Annotated in this window: 15 protein-coding genes; 2 read left to right on the top strand and 13 right to left on the bottom strand. The window is 64.6% G+C overall.

Annotated elements, in window-relative coordinates; genetic code table 11:
* Positions 1-18 precede the first annotated feature (18 nt).
* Genes ACF8MI_RS05005 through ACF8MI_RS04990 form a run of 4 tightly spaced genes read right to left on the bottom strand, consistent with a single transcriptional unit; the run spans position 19 to position 4,593 of the window.
* Positions 19-1,701, bottom strand: a complete 1,683-nt coding sequence (locus ACF8MI_RS05005; protein ID WP_104835017.1) for an FAD-dependent oxidoreductase — start codon at positions 1,699-1,701, stop codon at positions 19-21.
* A gap of 39 nt (positions 1,702-1,740) precedes the next feature.
* The gene (locus tag ACF8MI_RS05000; RefSeq protein WP_025753224.1) at positions 1,741-2,061 is read right to left on the bottom strand and encodes an NIPSNAP family protein; all 321 of its coding nucleotides are present in this window, start codon (positions 2,059-2,061) and stop codon (positions 1,741-1,743) included.
* Entirely contained in the window at positions 2,046-3,779 is a 1,734-nt protein-coding gene (locus ACF8MI_RS04995) for an FAD-dependent oxidoreductase (RefSeq protein WP_104835014.1), read from the bottom strand. The genes ACF8MI_RS05000 and ACF8MI_RS04995 overlap by 16 nt, the downstream gene beginning before the upstream one ends.
* A 4-nt stretch (positions 3,780-3,783) precedes the next feature.
* Entirely contained in the window at positions 3,784-4,593 is an 810-nt protein-coding gene (locus ACF8MI_RS04990; protein WP_104835012.1) for a shikimate dehydrogenase, read from the bottom strand.
* A 154-nt stretch (positions 4,594-4,747) separates the two neighbouring features.
* Between ACF8MI_RS04990 and ACF8MI_RS04985 the strand changes: the two genes are divergently transcribed.
* Positions 4,748-5,518, top strand: a complete 771-nt coding sequence (locus ACF8MI_RS04985) for an IclR family transcriptional regulator (protein WP_104835010.1) — start codon at positions 4,748-4,750, stop codon at positions 5,516-5,518.
* 112 nt (positions 5,519-5,630) lie between these two features.
* On the opposite strand, the gene ACF8MI_RS04980 is transcribed toward ACF8MI_RS04985, so the two are convergent.
* From ACF8MI_RS04980 to ACF8MI_RS04945, 8 genes are all read right to left on the bottom strand, one after another.
* On the bottom strand, positions 5,631-6,875 hold the full coding sequence (locus ACF8MI_RS04980) for an OprD family porin (protein WP_104835009.1): 1,245 nt from the start codon (positions 6,873-6,875) through the stop codon (positions 5,631-5,633).
* A 194-nt stretch (positions 6,876-7,069) separates the two neighbouring features.
* The gene (locus ACF8MI_RS04975) at positions 7,070-8,113 is read right to left on the bottom strand and encodes a polyamine ABC transporter substrate-binding protein (protein ID WP_019099336.1); all 1,044 of its coding nucleotides are present in this window, start codon (positions 8,111-8,113) and stop codon (positions 7,070-7,072) included.
* Positions 8,110-9,246: an FAD-binding oxidoreductase gene (locus ACF8MI_RS04970; RefSeq protein ID WP_104835007.1), complete on the bottom strand. Its 1,137-nt coding sequence runs from the start codon at positions 9,244-9,246 to the stop codon at positions 8,110-8,112. The genes ACF8MI_RS04975 and ACF8MI_RS04970 overlap by 4 nt, the downstream gene beginning before the upstream one ends.
* A complete protein-coding gene (locus tag ACF8MI_RS04965) occupies positions 9,243-10,601 on the bottom strand; it encodes an NAD(P)/FAD-dependent oxidoreductase (protein ID WP_104835005.1) in 1,359 nt (452 codons plus the stop codon). Before ACF8MI_RS04965 ends, ACF8MI_RS04970 begins: the two co-directional genes overlap by 4 nt.
* Complete coding sequence (locus ACF8MI_RS04960) at positions 10,598-10,888, bottom strand: (2Fe-2S)-binding protein (protein WP_060499212.1); 291 nt, start codon at positions 10,886-10,888, stop codon at positions 10,598-10,600. The genes ACF8MI_RS04965 and ACF8MI_RS04960 overlap by 4 nt, the downstream gene beginning before the upstream one ends.
* Before the next feature lie 14 nt (positions 10,889-10,902).
* Entirely contained in the window at positions 10,903-11,697 is a 795-nt protein-coding gene (locus ACF8MI_RS04955; RefSeq protein WP_104835004.1) for an ABC transporter permease, read from the bottom strand.
* A 4-nt stretch (positions 11,698-11,701) separates the two neighbouring features.
* On the bottom strand, positions 11,702-12,571 hold the full coding sequence (locus ACF8MI_RS04950; protein ID WP_060499211.1) for an ABC transporter permease: 870 nt from the start codon (positions 12,569-12,571) through the stop codon (positions 11,702-11,704).
* On the bottom strand, positions 12,568-13,587 hold the full coding sequence (locus ACF8MI_RS04945) for an ABC transporter ATP-binding protein (protein ID WP_060499210.1): 1,020 nt from the start codon (positions 13,585-13,587) through the stop codon (positions 12,568-12,570). Before ACF8MI_RS04945 ends, ACF8MI_RS04950 begins: the two co-directional genes overlap by 4 nt.
* Positions 13,588-13,836: 249 nt before the next feature.
* Here ACF8MI_RS04945 and ACF8MI_RS04940 point away from each other — a divergent pair, with 249 nt between their 5' ends.
* Entirely contained in the window at positions 13,837-14,664 is an 828-nt protein-coding gene (locus ACF8MI_RS04940; RefSeq protein ID WP_025753220.1) for an IclR family transcriptional regulator, read from the top strand.
* Between the two features lie 3 nt (positions 14,665-14,667).
* Here ACF8MI_RS04940 and ACF8MI_RS04935 read toward each other — a convergent pair whose 3' ends face one another.
* Positions 14,668-16,521 carry an ABC transporter ATP-binding protein gene (locus ACF8MI_RS04935; protein ID WP_104835002.1) on the bottom strand — a complete coding sequence of 618 codons (1,854 nt, stop codon included), beginning with the start codon at positions 16,519-16,521 and terminating at the stop codon, positions 14,668-14,670.
* Between the last annotated feature and the right edge of the window lie 499 nt (positions 16,522-17,020).

Genomic DNA, 17,020 nt, shown 5'->3' with positions numbered 1-17,020 from the left:
CGCCATGTCTTGCTGAGGTCATGGCGAGCTTAAGCCGCTCAACGCCCTACCGGCCAGATACCCGAAGGTCATCCCCGGCCCCAGGGTAATGCCACCGCTGGGGTAGTGCCCACCCATCACGCTGTGCATGTCGTTGCCCACCGCAAACAACCCGGGTATCGGCTGCCCAGCGGGGTCCAGCACACGGGCGGAGGCGTCTGTGCCCAGGCCGGCGAAGGTGCCCAGGCTGCCCGGCAGTAGCTTCACGGCGTGAAACGGCCCATGCAGCAAGGGCCGCAGCGACGGGTTGGGGGCTTGCAACGGTTCGCCCTGAGCCCGGTTGTAGGCCGATGCGCCACGCTGGAATACCGGGTCCTCACCTTGGGCTGCATGCCGGTTGAAGTCGTGCACCGTGCACTGCAGCTGCGCGGCATCGATCCCGCAGCGCTGCGCCAGTTCCGCCAGGCTGGCGCTACTGTGCAAGTAACCGCGGCGTTGATAGAAGCGGGTAGAGAACGGAAAGGGCTTGGCCCAGCCAATGCCGTAACGACGTTGTGCTGCGTGGTCGCAGATCAGCCAGGCTTCAGGTGTTTCGCCGTGCGGTGTAGCGGCGAACAGTGCGTTCATGAAGTCATGGTAGCAATCGGCCTCGTTGACGAAGCGTCGGCCATCGCGACGTACCGCGATGAAGCCAGGTTTGGCGCGGTCGATCAGGTGCGGGAAATGGCCGAAACTGCCATCGCCGCGTGGCACCTTCGATACAGGTGCCCAGGCGCCAGCCTGGGCCAGTGCCGTACTGACCAGGCCACCGGCTTGTTCACCCAACCGCAGGCCGTCGCCGCTGTTTTCCCGGGGTGCTGCGGAGTAGTGCTGGTCACCCTGCGGCGCATGCGGCATCAGTTGCGCGATGCGCTGGCGGTCATGTGGGAAGCCACCGCAGGCCAACACCACCCCACGGCGTGCCTGGATGACCTGGCCGTCGGCAAACCGTGCGCCACTGACCCGGCCTTCGCCCAGCAGGTGGCTGGCCGGTTTGTCGGTCAGCAGTGTCACATCAAGGTCCAAGGCGCTGCGCAGCAGGCGCGCCACCAGCGCGTTGCCATTGACCAACTGCTGGCTGCGACGATGCCGCAGCAGGTCTCGCCCATGGCGCAGCAGGCGTTTGCTGACATGCAGCGCCGCCTTGGCCGAGCGTGTGGCGTTGAAGAAGGCGGCCATGTCGGTGCCACCGGCAATGCCCATGCCGGCCAGGCTGACGATGTCCAGCGGTGGGCGTAATGTGTGCAGCCAAGGCCCGAGCTGGCGCCCGTCGTAGGGCAGGGCACACAGTGATCGACCGCCGTGTGTACTGCCATCGCCTTCACGCATGTCGGGCATGCGGCTGCCACTCTGGAACTGTACCGCCGTGTGCTGTTGGAAAAACGCCACCATTTCCGGGCCATGGCGCAGGAACGCACGTTGACGCGGGTCCAGTTCGTGGGTGTGGGTTTGCGCACGCAGGTAGCGCTCTGGGGCATCGTCGGTTTCGACGATGCCTTCAGCGATGGCCAGCGGGTTACGTGGTATCCACAACCAGCCCCCCGACCAGGCGCTGGTGCCGCCTAGCTGGCGGGCTTTTTCCGCAACGATCACATGCAGGCCGTGATGCGCGGCGGTTACGGCGGCAGCCAGGCCCGAAGCGCCGGAGCCAATGACGAGTACGTCACATTCGAGGGGTTGCATGAAGGGGTCCGCTCAGGCGTTGGTAGAGGATGGCGCGTTTTACTGCAGCGGCGAAAAACCGGTGGGCCGCAGCAGCCGCGATTGCAGGCGCACAACGGCCCCGAGCTCGCGGTTAAGCCGCGAAAAGGCTGCCCAGCGCGGGTCCGCTGCCATGGCTGTGCGCCGTGCGATGCGATCGTCGAGGCTGGCATAGCCCCAGATGTGCACCACCTGGTTGACGTCGCCGAACTCGCTGGTGAAAAAGCCGACCAGGTTCCCCAGGTGTTCGCTTTGCACGTCCAGCGCGTGGCTTTGGTACAGGGCTAGCCAGTCGGCCATTTTCAGTGGGTCGAGGGTGTAGGTTCTCAGTTCGTAGTACATGCCGGGGTCTCCGTAGGGGTGGCCGGCGCCTGCAGGCGCGCGTTGATGTGGTTGGCAGCGAGCCAGCCGAAGGTGAGGGCAGGGCCCAGGGTGATGCCGGGGCCGGGGTAGGTGCCCTTCATCAGTGAGTTCATGTCGTTGCCGACCGCGTACAGCCCGGCAATTGGCTGGCCGCTACGGTCAAGCACGTTGGCATCGGCGTTGGTCACCAGGCCACGGGCCGACCCGAGGTCGCCGGTGTGAATGCGGATGGCGTAGAACGGCCCGTTGCTCAACGGCGCCAGGCAGGGGTTGGGCGTGTGTTGCGGGTCGCCCATGTAGCGGTTGTAGCTGTTGCCGCCTTTGCCGAACGCACGGTCGATGCCATTGCGGGCATCCGTGTTGAACTGCTCGAGGGTTTGCGCGAACACGTTGGGCTCTACGCCAATGGCTTGGGCCAGGGCCTGCGGTGTAGCGGCCCGGTACAGGTAGCCGGCGTCGATCAACGCCTGGTTGTTTACAGGCTTCGGCCGCGCCAGGCCGAGCCCATAACGGTTCATCGCCTCGGCATCGCACACCAGCCAGCAGCTGGCGATGCCGTTGGCAAACATGGTCTGCACGAAGTGGTGGTAGGAGTCGGACTCGTTGACGAAGCGCCGCCCGGTCGGGTCTACCGCAATCACGCCAGGTTTGGCGCGGTCGGTGACCAGGTGCGGGAAGCGTTCCCGCTGGCCACCGGCATGACGCCGTTCGGAAACCGGCGCCCAGAAGAAGTTGGCCGCCAGGCCTTCGCCCTCGGCGGCCGATACCGCCTGACTAAGGCGCAGGGCGGCACCGTCGTTGCTGGCGGGCGACATGGTCAGGTGCGGCGCCTCTTGGGCGGGGCGGTAGCTGGCGGCCAGTGCGCCTGCAGCGAACCCGCCCATGGCGCACACCACACCGCCACGTGCCATTACCCGCTGACGTCGGCCCTCGTGCAGTACAACCACGCCGGTCACCACGCCGTGCTCGACAATCAGCTTTTCGGCTTCGCTGCGCAGCCACAGTTGCGTGCCATGGGCGAAGGCACTGGTGGCCAGGCGGGCGATCAAGGCGTTGCCAGTGGTAAGCCGAGTGCCACGCGGGTGCTGCAGGCGGTCCCGCGCGTAGCGCGCCATCAGTTTCAGGCAATGCCACAGCGAACTGGGCGAGCGGCGAATGCTGAGAAAATGCTGGATATCCACGCGGTTGACCATCATGCCGCCGAACAGCAGCATGCCGGGCGGTGGCATCTGCAGGTCCTTGAAGCGCTGGCCGAGGTGCTTGCCGTCGTACTCGACCATTTCCAGTGCGCGGCCGAACTGCGTGGCGCCGGGCGCATCCGGGTAATAGTCGGGCGAGTGCGGGCGCAAGGCATAGCGCAGTTCGGTGTGCTGCTCCAGCCAGCGCAGCGCCTGGTGCCCATGCTCGATGAAAGCGTCGCAGAGCATGGGGTCGTAGCCATCACCGATGACGTGTTTGAGGTAGGTGCGCATGGCCTCGGGGGAGTCTTCGGCACCCGCGTCACGGGCCTGATCGGTGCCGTACAGCCATACCGCACCGCCGGAAATCGCCGAGGTGCCGCCAAAGCGTTCGGCCTTTTCCACGACCAGCACCTTCAGCCCGCGGCAGGCGGCGGTGGCAGCCGCAGCCAAGCCGCCTGCGCCACTGCCCAGTACCACCAGGTCAACGCTGTGTTGTGTGTGTTCAAGGGTCGCCATGGCTTCAGATCTCCAGCGGCGTCACGCCCATGAAGGCGCCAAGGTGGCCGAGTTGGGCGTAGGCCATTTCCGGCCCTGTCTGGATCGGGCAGCCAACTTGCCTTGCGCGGTTCAGCAGTGGGGTGATCTCGGGCGACGTGACCACGTCGGCCACCAGGGTGTCGGGTTGCAGGGTAGCCAGTAGGGCGGCGCGCAGCGGCAGCTCTGCGCTTGTGCCCATGCCGACCGGAGAGGCGTTGGCCACCAGGTCGAAGTCTTCCAGCCCACTGAACTGCGTGCTGACCGTAAGCGCAGGGAAGGCATTGCCGAGTAGTTCGCACACCGCCCCCATGCGCGCTGTGCTGGGGTCGCTGAGGGTAATGCCGGCAATACCTGCCTCGCCCAGCGCATAGGCGATGGCGCTGCCAACACCGCCGCAACCGATCACCAATGCCCGCTTGCCCGTCGGTATGAAGCCATGCTTGTGCGCAGCGCCCAGGAAGCCGGCGCCGTCCACGTTGTCGCCCAGCAAGCGCCCGTCGCGCTCGCGGCGTATCACATTGACCGATCCCAGTGCCGCCGCGCGTTCGCTCAGGCTGTCCAGGCGGTTGGCCAGGGCCTGCTTGTACGGCACGGTGACCACGCAGCCGCGCAGGTTTTGCCAGCCGCGCAGGGTGTCGGCAAAGCTGTCCAGCGCCGCCTGGTGCAGGTCGATGGGCAGCATGGCGAGGTTGCAATTGTTGTGGGTGAACCAGGTGTTGAAGTTTTCCGGGGACTTCACCTGGGCGATGGGCGAACCGACGATGGCGACCAGTTCAGTGGAACCACGAATCATGCTGACCTCCTTATTGGCGTTGTTATGGCGGTCAGCGTGAAGCAGCGGGGCGTGGGCAACAATGCGCTGATCGGTGGTTTAGTGCGATAATCGCAGCCATGTTTCGGTTATCGCGATAATCGGCTGTTTTTCTCCCTGCTAGCGAGTTGAAGGCATGAACACTCCCGCCATTCACCCCCGTGACCTGATTGCCGGCTTGCAGAAAGGCCTGGCCCTGATGCAACTGTTCAGCGCCGAGCAGCCACGGCTGAGCGTGCCGCAGGCAGCCAGGCTGTCTGGCCTTACGCCCAGCGCTGCCCGGCGCTTTTTACTCACTTTGGTGCATGAGGGTTTTGCCGAAACCGACAGCCGCGAGTACTGGCTGACGCCCAAGGCGTTACGCCTTGGCCAGGCGTATGTCGACTCGGCACAATTGCCGCGCATGCTGCGGCCGATTGTCGAGCAGGTGGCGCGGCAGACCCAGGAGCATGTATCAGTGGGCACCCGCGATGGCGACGAGATCATCCACCTGGTGCGCAGCCGCTACAGCCATGTGGCGTCGCTGTCGATCAGGCCAGGCTCGCGGGTGCCGATGTATTGCACGGCGGGGGGACGGATATGGCTGGCCTGGCTGGATGAAAACGAGTGGGATGACTACTTTGCACGCAACCCGCTGCGGGCACTGACGCCTTACACACAGACTGACCGTGGGCTGCTGGAGGCGGAGTTGCTGCGGGTGAAAACGCAAGGCTTCTGCATGGTCGACCAGGAATACGAGGTGGGTATGCGTGTGTTGGGGGTACCGCTGCTGGATCGGGCCGGGCAGCTGAAAGCAACGCTCACCATTACGACCCATGCTTCGCGCCTGAGCGTGGATGAAATTCGGTTGCGGTATCTGCCGACGCTGTATGAGGCGCAGGCGTTGTTGCAGCCAGTGATGGCTTGAGGCGGCATGGCTGGGGAATTGCGTTGCCTTCTTCGCGGGCAAGCCCGCTCCCACAGGTATCGTGCAGGGTGCCGTGCTTGCACAACCCTTTAGGAGCGGGCGGTACATGCCCTTAGAAAATATTGAGCGGGTACTCGGTAATCACCCGCACTTCATCAATCTGGCCGCCACGCTCCGAGCTACGGTAGCTGGCCTGCCGCACCCGGAACGACAGGTCCTTGGCTACGCCGGCCTGCACCACATAGCGCACTTCAACGTCACGCTCCCAGGCATTGCCATTCAGGTCACCGCCGGTGCCGCTCTTGAAGTCGGTGCCTTTCACATAGCGGGTCATGAAGCTCAGCCCCGGTACGCCATAAGCGGCCATGTTCAGGTCGTAGCGGGCCTGCCAGGACTTTTCGTTCTCGTAGTCGAAGTCCGAATACTGCACCGAGTTGGCAAAGTTGTAGACCGCGTTGCCGTCTGGCCCGTACACGTAGTCGCCGGTGCCGGACACCTTCTGGTAGGCCAGGGTGAAGGCATGAGCACCCAGCGTCCAGGTACCGCCCAGGCTCCAGATGCGGTTGTCCAGGTCGCCACTGCGGGCCTGGCCGATGCTTTGCGTGTCGTAGGCGTTGAAGTCGAACTTCAGCGACTGGCCGGTACCCAGCGGCAACAGGTAGCGGGTGTTCACGTAGTACTTGCGAAAGTGCTCGGCAGTTTTGGCGTAGTACAGGCTGCTGGAGAGCCGCTCATTGAACGTGTACACCCCGCCCAGGTAGTCCACGGCGGTCATGTGCCCGCTGTCTCGGGATGACTGGTTGCGGTTGGTCAGGCCGGTGAAGTGCCCCGCGTCCAACTGCAGATTGCGGATTTCCTTGCTGGTGAGCGAGAAACCGTCGACGGTTTCCGGCAGCAGGCGGCTGTCGGAGGTGGCCAGCACAGGCACTGCCATGACCTGCGTGCCGTATTTGAGCACGGTGTTGGACGCGCGCATTTTCAGCACTGCGCCGGCTTTGCTCATGTCTTGCTTGGCGCCATGGCTGTCCTGCTCCAGCAAGCCCGTACCGCCCCCCGTGCGGCCGTCACCCGTGTCGAGCTTGAAGGCGTACTGGCCGATCAGGTCGATGCCAACGCCGACGGTGCCTTGGGTGAAGCCGGACTGAAAGGTACCGATAAATCCTTGGGCCCATTCCTCGCCGTAGTTTTGCCGTGCGCCGCTGGCGCGGTTGTCACGCTGCATGTACATGTTGCGTGCCTTGACAGACAGCTTGCTGCCTTCGATGAACCCTGCCGATTCGGACTGTTCGCTGGCCTGCAGCAAGGGGCTGGCAGACGCCAGCAAAAGGGCGGTGACGCCGAGTGTGTTGATGCTCATTTCATGCTCCGTTTGCTTGTTCTAGTTAGGTGGCAGCGTGATGCAAGGGGGGCCTGAGCCGTTTTGCAGGCGTGCAGAAGCCCTGTCCGCGCCTGTGCAGGGCAGAGCATTCGTACGTTTACAGAGGGCTCAAGCGGGTGGTGCGCCCGCCGACCGGCACCTGAGGTACCGGCAGCGGGCCAGGTGGCCTCGGCCTATCGCTCGATCTGGCGATTCCAGCGGGCGTTCCATTCCGGACGTTGGGTGTTGACCTGGTCCCAGTCGATGGTCACGGCCGTTTGCAGGTAGGTCTGCATGGCCTCGACCTGGCCGCGGGTCTTGTCGCTGGTCGGGGTGTTGGGGTTGGACGGGATCTGGTCACCCAGCTCCAGAGCCGGTGCCTGCGCTTCGGGGCTCAGCAGGAATTCGGCGAGCTTTTGCGCAAGCTCCGGCTGGTCGTTGTTGGCGGTGACGCATTCGGCCTGGTTGAGCACCACGGCGCCTTCCTTGGGCGCTGCGTACTCCACCGGGATGCCTTTGAGCTTCAGTGCCGTCACCTGGGTGGGGGTGAGCGGGAACAGCGCGGCTTCGTCGGTTTGCACCATTTCCGAAAGCTTGGCCGAGTTGGGGATGTACTCCAGCACGTTCGGGCCAACGTTCTGCTTCCAGGCCGCGAAGCCCGGGTTGACGTCGGTATCGGTGCCGCCGTGCAGGCGGTTGTACATCAGGAAACCGTGCAGGCCGAAAGTGGACGAGGCCATCGACTGGAACACCACCTTGTCTTTGAAGCGCGGGTCGGCCAGGTCATTCCACGAGGTGGGTGCGGCCCAGCCCTTTTCCTTGAACAGGCGGCTGTTGTAGGCCAGCCCGGTTACCCCCAGGCTGACGGCGGCGGCTTTGTCCTTGATCAGGGCCTTTTCCGGCAGCTGGGCCAGGGTCGGGTTGGGCTTGAGCGTGCTGCACAGCCCCATGCCAATGGCGCGGTACATGATGCCGTCATCCAGCACCATCACATGGATCGACGGCTTGTTCGGCGTAGCCTGGACCTTGGCCAGGATGTCGGCCGACGTACCGGGCACGATCACCACCTTTACATCGTTGGCCTTCTCGAACCGGGGCAGGATGTTGTCGCTGAACAGCCGTTCCATGGTGCCGCCGTTCATGCCCAGGTACAGCGTGGGTTGGGCCATGGCGGGCAGGCAGGCGAACAGGCCGGGCACGGTGCAGAACAGGGCGAGCAAACGTTGCTTGTGCGTCATGACAGGTTTTCCTTGTGGTGGTGGTTGGGCTGAAAACGGTGGATGGAAAAGGCCGCGAGGCTGATGGCGGGTGCGCCCTGCAGGATGCATTGCGCCAGTGCTTCACCCGCCGCCGGGCCAATCTGGAAACCCGCGCCGGCAAAGCCGAAGCCGTGCAGCAGGCCGGGTTGGTGCAGGCTGGGGCCAAGCACCGGTTCGTCGTCGGGCAGGTAGCCTTCGGTGCCGCTCCAGGTGCGGATGGCCTGGGCGCCGGCCAGGGCCGGGTACAGTTCGGTGGCGTTGCGCAATATGTCGAGCACGGCGGCCTGGCCCGGGCGTGCGGTGGTCGGGGTCAGGGCAAAGCCGCGGCCGCCGCCGAGCACGCAGTTGCCGCGCGCTACCTGGCGGGCGTAGATACCGCCGCCTTCGACCCCGGTGCTGGCGGTCATGAACAGCGGCAGCGGCTCGGTGACCAGCATGGCCGGGTGGGCGGCGGTGAGTGGCACCGGTTCGCCGAACTGTTCGGCCAGCTGCGCCGACCAGGCGCCGGCGCAGTTCAACAGCCAGGGTGCCTTGAAGCACTGGCCGTTGCTGGTGAGTACGCTGAAGCGCTGGCCGTCGTGGTCTACATCAAGCACATTGCACTGCTCGTGCACCTCGGCCCCGCTGTGCCGGGCCGCCTCGGCGAACGCCGGCGATACAAGGCGAGGGTTGGCGTGGCCATCCTCGGGGCAATACGAGGCACCGACGGCGATGTCGCCCACCCAGGGGAAGCGCTGGCGCAGTTCACGGCGCTCCAGCAGTTGCAGGCGCAGGTCAAAGGCCTGGGTACGGCGTGCATAGGCCCTCAGGGCATCGAAATCGGTTTCGCTGCGGGCCAGCTTCAGGTGCCCGCTGCGGGCATACTCGCCGTCGATACCGATCCATTCGCGCAGCTGCCCCCAGATGGCATGGGCGCGCATCGACAACGGCAGCTGGGCCAGCGAGCGTCCCTGACGGCGCACGCCGCCATAGTTCACCCCGCTGGAATGCGAGCCGCAGAAGTCGCGCTCCAGCAGCGCCACTTGTTGGCCAGCACGGGCCAGGGTCAAGGCAGCGCTGCTGCCGACGATGCCGCCACCGACGATGATGGCGTCCATTTCAAGCAGCCTCATGGCTTTATCTCCAGACCAAAGGGCAGCGGTTTGACGGGTGCCTGGCCGCGCAAACGCCCGACCTGATCAATGGGCCGACCGCTTTCGCAGGCGATCAGCTCGGCGGCAGCGGCGCCGCACACACGGCCTTGGCAGCGGCCCATGCCGACCCGGCACATGGCCTTGACCCGGTTGATTTCCCAGTGCCCGGCGCGCACGGTAGCGCGGATTTCTCCGGCGCTGACCTGCTCGCAACGGCACACGGTCAACAGGTCCGAGGCTTGGCTGGCCCATTGTTCGGGGACCGGGAAGGCTTGCTCCAGGCCCTGGCGAAAGCGCTGCAACGTGGCCAGGCGCTTTTCCAGCTGTCGCTGGCGTTGCGGGTTGCCAGGCTTGCCGAGGTCGGCCAGCAGCGTCAGGGCTGCCAGTTCGCCGGTCATTTCCGCACCATCGGCACCCAGGATGCCGGCACCGTCGCCGGCCAGGTACACGCCGGGGCAGCTGGCGCGGCCCTGGGGGTCACGTACCGGTAGCCAGGCGCGGTTGAGGGCGTTCCAGGCAAACTCGCAGCCCAGCAGGTCGGCCAGCTGGGTTTCGCTGCGCAGGGCGTGGGCGAAGGCCACAGCGTCGCAGGGCAGTTGATGCTGCTGGCCGTTGAGTGACCAGCGAACGCCGCTGGCGCGTTGTTCACCGTCAATGCCGAGCAGGGTTACGCCCTGGTGCACCGGTACGCCTTTGCGGGCAAGCCAGGCGCGGTAGTAAAGGCCCTTGGCAAAGGTCCCCGGCTGCAGCAGCAGGCGTGGCAGGGCACGTACCTGGGCGCTGAACGGCGAGGTGTCGAGCACTGCGCTGACCGTGGCGCCGGCTTTGGCGTACTGATAGGCCACCAGGTACAACAGCGGCCCACTGCCTGCCAGCACCACCCGCTCGCCGATGGCGCAGCCCTGGAACTTCAGGGCAATCTGTGCAGCGCCCAGGGTATAGACCCCAGGCAAGGTCCAGCCGGGGATCGGCAACACGCGATCGGTGGCGCCGGTGGCGACAATCACCCGGTCGAACGCCAGGCGGTCGGCCAACTCACCCTGCTGCAAGGTGTCCAGCACCTGCTGCTCGGCGTTCCACACCAAGGTATCCGGGCGGTAGTCGAGTTGCCCGCGCAGTTGCTCAAGGGTGGTGTGCACGGCTTGTGCCTTGGCGGCCTCGAAGCCGTATAACGCGTTGGCCGACCGGCGAAAGTTGGCCGGCTGCTGGCGGTAGATCTGCCCACCACCGCGGCTGGCTTCGTCCAGCAGCACCGGGCGCACGCCATGGGCCACCAGGGTTTGCGCGGCGCGGATGCCGGCGGGGCCGGCACCGATGATCACGATTGCAGTCATGGCCGGCGCCCCGGGTCGCGGGTGATGCACTGGCCGGCTTCCAGAAAGGTCGAGCAGGCGCGCACCCGGCGCCCATCCTGCAGGCGTACCCAACAGTCCTGGCAGGCGCCCATCAGGCAGAAACCGGCGCGCGGCTCGGCGTTGAAGTCGCTGCCGCGCAGGTGCGTGGCGTTGGTCAGAATGGCGGTCAGCAGGGTGTCGCCGTTCATGCCCTGGGCTGGCTGGCCGTCGAGCAAAAAGGGCAGCGGCTCGCGGTCGTGCTCGGCCACGCGCTTGAACAGGGGCATAGGGGCATTCCTTGTCATTGCTTGCCCACCAGTACGCGGTCCAGGCCGTATACCCGGTCCAGGGCGACCATGGTCAGGGCGGTGACGGCGATCACCAGCGCCGAAACGGCGGCCATCATCGGGTCGATCGATTCGGTGGCGTACACGTACATGCGCACGGGCAGGGTCTGGGTGGCGGGCGAGGTGACGAAGATCGACAGCGTGACTTCGTCGAAGCTGTTGATGAACGCCAGCAGCCAGCCACCGGCCACCCCCGGCAAGATCATTGGCAGCGTCACTTTGCAGAACAGCGTGACCCGGCCCGCGCCCAGGCTCTGTGCGGCCTGCTCGGCGCTGCGGTCGATGCCAATGGCGGCAGCCAGCACCAGGCGCAGCACGTAGGGGGTGATCACCACCACATGGGCGAACACCAGCCAGGCGAAGCTGCCATTGACCCCAAGCAAGGCGAACAGCCGCAGCAGGGCCACACCCAGCACCAGGTGCGGGATGATGATGGGTGACAGCAGCAGGCCGTTGACAAAGCCCTGGCCCGGGAAGCTGTAGCGGGTCAGCGCCAGGCCTGCGGGCACGGCGATCAAGGTGGCCAGCGAGGCCGCCAGGGCGGCGAGTTTCAGGCTGTTGTAGAACGCGTCAAGGAAGTCGGCGCGCTCGAATACGGCGCTGAACCAGCGCAGCGAGAAGCCGGCGGTGGGCAGGCTCAGGGTGTTTTCCGGGGTGAATGCCACCAGGCACACCACCACCAGCGGGGCGAGCATGAACAGCATCACCAGGGTGTGAAAAGACAGGGCCAGCGGGCCGTTACGGGTCATGGGTTCAAACTCCAAGTGCGCGTTTGTAGCGGCGTTCCACCAGCCGGTTCCAGCTGAGCATCACCAGCAGGTTGATCAGCAGCAGGGCGACCGCGAGGGTGGCCCCCATCGGCCAGTTCAGTTCGGCCAGGTACTGGTCGTAGATCATGGTGGCGACCATCTTCAATCGGCGCCCGCCCAGAAGGCCGGGGATGGCGAACGAGCTGGCCGCCAGGCCGAACACGATCAGCGTGCCCGACAGCACGCCGGGCATGATTTGTGGCAGCACGATGCGACGGAACACCGTCCACTGGCTGGCGCCCAGCGACAGTGCAGCCTGCTCGGCGGCCGGGTCGAGCTTCTGCAACGAGGTCCATACCGGGATGATCATGAACGGCAGCATCACGTGGACCAGGCCGATGATCACCGCAAACGGGGTGTACAGCAGCTTGACCGGCTGCCCGCCGAGGGCGCTGATGCCTTGGTTGATCAAGCCGTCAGAGCCCAGCAGCAGGCTCCAGCCGAAGGCGCGCACCACCACCGAAATCAGCAGCGGGGTCAGCACCAGGATCAGGAAGATCGAGCGCCACGGCGCGCCCATGCGGCTAAGCACCATGGCCTCGGGGATGCCGATCAGCACGCACAGCAAGGTGACCAGGGCGCTGATCCAGAAGGTGCGGAAGAAAATCTCGTAGTAATAGGTGTCGGTCACCAGGCTCAGGTAATGGCTGAGGGTGTACTGGCCGGCCTGGATGCCGCTGGTGTAGTCGAACGCGTTGAACGACAGCAGCACGGTCAACCCCAGCGGTATCACCAGCAAGGCCAGGAACAACAGCAGGGCCGGGCTGCTCAGGCCGTAGCCCCAGGCGTTGTTGCGCAGTTTTGCCGTACTCATGCCGCCACCTCGGCCGCGTTCAGTACCCGCAGCAGGGCATCGTTCCAGTCCAGGCCGACCGGCGCACCTTCGTCCAGCGGCGCGCTGCCATCGTTGGCGCGGACCACGGCCAGGTTGCCCAGGGCAGTATCAACGCGGTACAGCCACTGGCTGCCGAGGAAGTAGCGGCAGCTGATGCGCCCTGCCAGTTTGCCGCTGCCCGCCGGGCCGAGGCTGATTTTTTCCGGGCGCAGGCTGAGGGTCAGCGGCCCCTGGGCCGCCGCCTGCGGTTGGCCGCCGGGGCCGGTGACGCCACGCAGGCGGTTGGCCTTGCCGACAAAGTCGGAAATGAACGGCGTGCCCGGGTGTTCGTAGAGGCGGTAAGGGTCATCGACCTGGGTGATGCGCCCGGCTTCCATCACCACCACCCGGTCGCTGATCGACAAGGCTTCGGCCTGGTCGTGGGTGACCATCAACGTGGTAATGCCGATTTCATGCTGGATACGGCAGATCTCGAACTGCATTTCTTCACGCAGGTGCGCGTCCAGGTTGGACAGCGGCTCGTCCAGCAGCAGCACGGGCGGTTCGATCACCAGCGCGCGGGCCAGTGCCACACGCTGGCGCTGGCCGCCGGACAGTTCCCGGGGGTAGCGGTCGGCGTGCTTGTCCAGGCGCACCAGCGCCAGCGCCTGGTCGACGCGGCGGGCGATGTCGGCATTGGCCACCTTGCGCATGCGCAGGCCAAAGGCAACGTTGTCGCGCACGGTCATGTGTGGGAACAGCGCGTAGCTCTGGAACACCACGCCCAGGCCGCGGCTGGCCGGTTTGGCGTGGGTGATGTCGCGGCCATCGAGCACGATGCGGCCACTGGTGACCTCGACGAAGCCGGCAATCATCTGCAGGGTGGTGGTCTTGCCGCAGCCGGAAGGGCCGAGCAGGGAGACAAACTCGCCTTTTTCGATGGCCAGTGACGAACTGGCCACGGCCTCCGTGGCGCCATAGCGCTTGCAGAGTTTGTCGATCAACAGAAAGGTCATGGCTGTGCTCCATCGCAAACGGAACCGGGGTAAACCGGCAGTTTCAGGGTGGGCAGAGCGCCAGCGGCGAAAAGCAATGCTTTTACGGACGTTGGCGCTCGCTTCTGTGGCGGCGGCCGATGTTGTGATATCGCCCTATGGACCGGAGAGTAGGGCAATGATTAGGATGGCGACAAAGGGTAATTTCACTGAGTGACAGATATTTTGAAATTATTCCACTCAATGAAATTTGAGAGGGTTTAGCGAAAAATGGATTCCGATAAACGAAATGAGCAAGCCAGGGAAGTGGGTGTCAGTGCCGTGTCCCGTTTGTTCGCCGTGTTGCGTGCGTTGGGCGACTGCGGTGGCGAGGGCGAGAAGGTCAGCCAGCTGGCCCAGCGGGTTGGCCTGGCACAGCCCACCACACACCGGTTACTGCGCAGCCTGATCGAAGAGGGCATGGTAGACCAGTGTGCGACCAGCAAGCGCTACCGCCTGAGCCTGGATTTCTTTGCCCTGGCGGCCAAGGCCGGGCAGGCCGGCAATTTGCGCGATGTGGTGCGCCCCAGCCTGCTGCGGCTGTCGGCTTCGCTGGGGGATTCGCTGTTTCTGCTGGCGCGTTCGGGGTTTGACGCCGTGTGCCTGGACCGCAGCGAAGGGCCTTACCCGATCCGCACCTTTACCGGCGACATCGGCGGCCGTGTGGCCTTGGGCGTGGGGCAGGGCAGCCTGGCCATTCTGGCTTTCCTGCCTGAGGAAGAACGTGACGAGGTAATCCGTTACAACCTGCCGCGGCTGAAGGACTTTCACCATTACGACGAAGTGCTGCTGCGTGCCGAAATCGACAATGTGCGCAGCCTGGGTTATGCCGGGCGCAATACCGGCGTGCTAGACGGCATGGCCGGCCTGGCTGTGCCGATTCTCGACCGCAACGGCCACGCTGTGGCTGCGCTGAGCGTGGCGACCATCAGTGACCGCCTTGGGCCTAACCGCATGCCGACTGTGGTGGCTTTGCTCAAGCGTGAGGCGGCGGCGATCGGCGAACGGGTCAACCCGTTCGACCCGGTGCTGCGCCGCCCCTCGCATGTGTTTGGCTAAGGCCTATTCCACCGCCTCGGCCACACCTTGGTCCTCACCCAGGAACCCGCCGCTCTGGTGTTGCCACAGCCGGGCATAGGTGCCCTGTTTCGCCAGCAACTCAGCGTGGGTACCTTGCTCGATGATGCGGCCTTCATCCATCACGATCAGCCGGTCCATGGCCGCGATCGTCGACAGCCGGTGGGCGATGGCGATGACGGTCTTGCCTTGCATCATTTCATCCAGGCTTTCCTGAATGGCAACTTCCACCTCCGAGTCCAGCGCGCTGGTGGCTTCGTCCAGCAGCAGGATCGGCGCGTTCTTCAGCATCACCCGGGCAATGGCGATGCGCTGGCGCTGGCCGCCGGACAACTTGATACCGCGTTCGCCCACCAAGGTGTCGTAGCCGCTGCGGCCCTGGCGGTCACTGAGCTGGCTGATGAACCCGTCGGCTTGAGCATTGGCAGCAGCAGCGCGTATCTGCGCCTCGGTGGCGTCCGGGCGGCCATAGGCGATGTTGTCGCGAATCGAACGGTGCAACAGCGAGGTGTCCTGTGTGACCATGCCGATGGCGCTGCGCAGGCTGTCCTGGGTGACCTTGGCGACGTCCTGCCCATCAATGCGTATGACGCCGCTGTCCACGTCATAGAAGCGCAGCAGCAGGTTGATCAAGGTGGATTTGCCTGCGCCAGAGCGGCCGACCAGCCCGACCTTTTCGCCTGGGCGAATGTGCAGGCTCAGGTCGTTCAGCACCTGGCGCTCGCCGTTGTAGTTGAAGCTGACCTTGTCGAACGTTACTGCGCCGCCCTGAGTCACCAGTTCGCCTGCATCGTTTGCATCCTGCACCTTGGGGCCGCGGGTGAGGGTAGCCATGCCGTCCTGCACGGTGCCGATGCTCTCGAACAACGAGGTCATCTGCCACATGATCCAGTGCGACATCCCGTTGATACGCAGGGCCATGGCGGTGATTGCCGCGACGGCACCGGTGCCGACCTGGCCTTGGTGCCACAGCCACAGTGCGTAGCCGCCGGCGCCGAAGATCAAGCCCACCACCAGCGCCTGGTTGACGATTTCGAACTGGCTGACCAGGCGCATCTGGCGAAAGCCGGTCTGCTTGAAGTCCTCCATGGCCGCGCGGGCGAAGTGCGCTTCGCGCCTGGAGTGCGAGAACAGCTTTACCGTCGTGATGTTGGTGTAGGCATCGGAAACCCGCCCGGTCATCGACGACCGCGCGTTGGCCTGTTCCTGCCCGACCTTGCCCAGGCGTGGCACGAAGTACAGCATGGCCAGCCCGAACAGCGCCAGCCAGGCAATGAACGGCAGCATCAGCTTCAGGGCAAAACCACCCGCCAGGGCGATGATTGCAATGAAGTACACGCCGATGCCGGGCAGTATTTCGATGACGGTGAACAGCACCTCGCGTACCGCCAAGGCTGTCTGCATCACCTTGGTGGTGACCCGGCCCGAAAACTCGTCAGAGAAGAACGACAAGCTCTGGCGCAGCATCAGCCGGTGAAAGTCCCAGCGCAACCGCAGCGGCAAGTTGATCGCCAGCACTTGGTGCTGAACCATGGTACGCAATGCCACCAGCCCGATACTGGCCACCAGGACGATTCCGATGCCCCACAGCACACGGCGTTCCTCAGCACCTACGGCGCCCCCGGCCTGCCAGTTCGAGAGCAGGTCGACCACCTGGCCGAGGAAGGCAAACAGCCAGGCTTCGTAAACCGACACCCCGGCACTGAGCAATGCAAGGGCAAGGATGTAGCCGCGAGCGCCCCGGGTGCAGGCCCACATGAAGCGCAGCAGGCCCACCGGGGGTGGCGGCACTTCGTCAGGGGGGAAGGGGTCGAGCCAGCGTTCAAAAACACGAAACATGTGGGTCTCCGCAAATCAGGTTTTGCTTACCGGGTAACCATACCGCACATCCAGGCATTCGCCTGCGTCGTGCAGCGCTTGTCACAGTAGGCAAACCGGCACGCGTGCCTGACGGGTTGATCATAAGGATGTCGTGAACAGGCAATAAATGACACGTTATGGACAGGTATTAACAGCGCGAGTATCAAACTTTCCAGGCGACGACATGCGGATGTTGTTGATACGACATATTGGCGCATTTATTGGATAAAAAGTTTAACTCCGGGCAGCTCGCTTTTTGCGCGCGAGAACCTTCTGGCACCGTCATGCAAATGTCAGATCACGCCACTGATAACGACTTTTTATTCTATTTTCCAACGCCGCCGCAGTGCAGAGCACTTGACACCGAAGTGGCACTTCATTCCTTCGTTTTCTGCCCGGTTCCTGGACCCCGCCAGCAGCCTTGACCCTGGCTGAAAGGCTCATCTATGCTGTGTCTACACATAGTAGACAATATGCT

It is taken from the genome of Pseudomonas sp. yb_9, assembly GCF_043103635.1.
GTDB lineage: Bacteria > Pseudomonadota > Gammaproteobacteria > Pseudomonadales > Pseudomonadaceae > Aquipseudomonas > Aquipseudomonas monteilii.
This window is presented reverse-complemented; position numbering and strand designations above follow the sequence as displayed.